This window comes from Cellulomonas sp. A375-1, from assembly GCF_001040865.1.
In the GTDB taxonomy this organism is placed as follows: Bacteria; Actinomycetota; Actinomycetes; order Actinomycetales; family Cellulomonadaceae; genus Cellulomonas; species Cellulomonas gelida.
This window is the reverse complement of the sequence record NZ_LFKW01000061.1, coordinates 54,201-55,891: the sequence shown is the minus strand read 5'-3', so window position 1 is coordinate 55,891 and position 1,691 is coordinate 54,201. Positions and strand designations below refer to the sequence as shown.

At 73.7% G+C, this 1,691-nt stretch carries 2 protein-coding genes and 1 pseudogene; 1 reads left to right on the top strand and 2 read right to left on the bottom strand.

What is annotated here, in order from left to right; translation table 11 throughout:
* Positions 1-265, bottom strand: a pseudogene (locus CWIS_RS18320) (hypothetical protein); the annotation flags it as partial.
* Between CWIS_RS18320 and CWIS_RS07080 the strand changes: the two are divergent.
* Positions 249-620, top strand: coding sequence for a CAP domain-containing protein (locus CWIS_RS07080; RefSeq protein ID WP_053071600.1), 372 nt, complete (start codon positions 249-251; stop codon positions 618-620). The pseudogene CWIS_RS18320 and the gene CWIS_RS07080 overlap by 17 nt on opposite strands.
* A 4-nt stretch (positions 621-624) precedes the next feature.
* On the opposite strand, the gene CWIS_RS19305 is transcribed toward CWIS_RS07080, so the two are convergent.
* Positions 625-1,691: HAD-IC family P-type ATPase (locus CWIS_RS19305; RefSeq protein ID WP_048342566.1), on the bottom strand; the 1,067-nt coding region annotated here is incomplete at its 5' end.

Here is a 1,691-nt window from a genome sequence, read left to right as displayed (position 1 = left end):
GGCCCGGGGCCGCGGCGGGGTCGCCGCGGCCCGCGAGCAGGTCGACGACGCGCGACGCCGACCCGGCCACACCCCCGGCAGATGCGGATGCGGCACCGTCCCGGTCGGCGGCCCCGTCGTCGGCCAGCAACGGCAGCCCGCCCGGCACCGGCTCGTCGTCCTCGCCTTCGTCCGCCCCCTCGGCGCCACCGGTCAGCCCGACGACCGCCGCCGCACCCGCGCCCTCCCCCGCGCCGCAGGCACCACCCGTGCCCGAGACCGACACCGCGCTCGCCGACGAGATCGTCGCGCTGACGAACGCCGCGCGCCGCGACGCGGGCCTGCCCGAGCTCGCGGTCTCGCCGTGCGCGACCGAGCAGGCGGTGCACCGGGCGAGCGTCCTGGTCGCCGAGGACCGCTTCGAGCACGACCCGCTCGACGAGATCGTCGACGCGTGCGACGTCGGGACCGTCGGGGAGAACCTGGCGCTGGGCTACCCGAGCGCGCGGGCCACCGTCGACGGGTGGCTGGCCTCGCCCGGGCACCGCGCGAACCTCCTGCAGCGCCTGTTCACGTCGATCGGCGTGGGGTGCGTGCCGAGCGACCGCGGCCCGTTGTGCGCCCAGGTGTTCCTCGGCTGATGGCTCACGGGCGCATAACGCGTCGCGTGACCGCCTTGGCACCCTCGACGAGCAGGAAGACGACCACCGCGCCCACGATCGTGATCCCCCAGTCGCGCGGCTCGATCGGCGCGGAGTCGAACCAGTCGTTCATGAACGGCGCGTAGGTGAACACGAGCTGGAGCACGACCAGCGCGCCTGCCGCGATCCACACCAGCCGGTTGCCGACGAGCACGCGCCACGTCAGGCTCGTCGACCCCAGGAACCGGCAGCTGAACAGGTACGCGAGCTGCGCGAACGCGAGCATCGCGACCGCGACGGTCTGCGCGTGCGCGTCGGCGGCGCCGAGCCGGTGCCGCTCCAGCAGGTACACCGCGAGCGTCGCGCCGCCGATGACCACGGACGCGAACAGCACGAGCGCGAGCGACCGGGCCGAGACGACGTGCTCGTCGGGCGAGCGCGGGCGCCGCGTCATGATGTCAGGCTCCGCGGGCTCGCCGGCGAGGGCGAGCGACAGCGTGACCGCGGTGACGAGGTTGATCCACAGGATCTGCACGGGCGACAGCGGCAGCGACAGGCCGAGCAGCACCGCGACGAGGATGACGAGCGACTGCGCGCCGTTCGTCGGCAGCAGGAACGCCACCGACTTGCGGATGTTGTCGTAGATCCGGCGACCCTCCTCGACCGCGCGCTCGATCGTCGCGAAGTTGTCGTCGGCGAGAACGATGTCCGCGGCCTCCTTGGTGGCCTCCGTCCCCTTGATGCCCATCGCGATGCCGATGTCCGCCCGCGTCAGCGCGGGTGCGTCGTTGACGCCGTCCCCCGTCATCGCGACGACCTCGCGGTGCGACTGCAGCGCGCGCACGATCCGGATCTTGTGCTCGGGCGACGTGCGCGCGAACACGTCCACGCCGCGCACCCGGGGCCGCAGCTGCTCGTTGGTCATGGCCTCCAGCTCGGCGCCGGTGAGCACCTCGACCTCGTCGTCGCCGCGCGCCTCGCCCACGTCGACGATCCCCAGCTCACGCGCGATCGCCAGCGCCGTCCCCGGGTGGTCGCCGGTGATCATCTTGACCTTGATGCCCGCGCGGT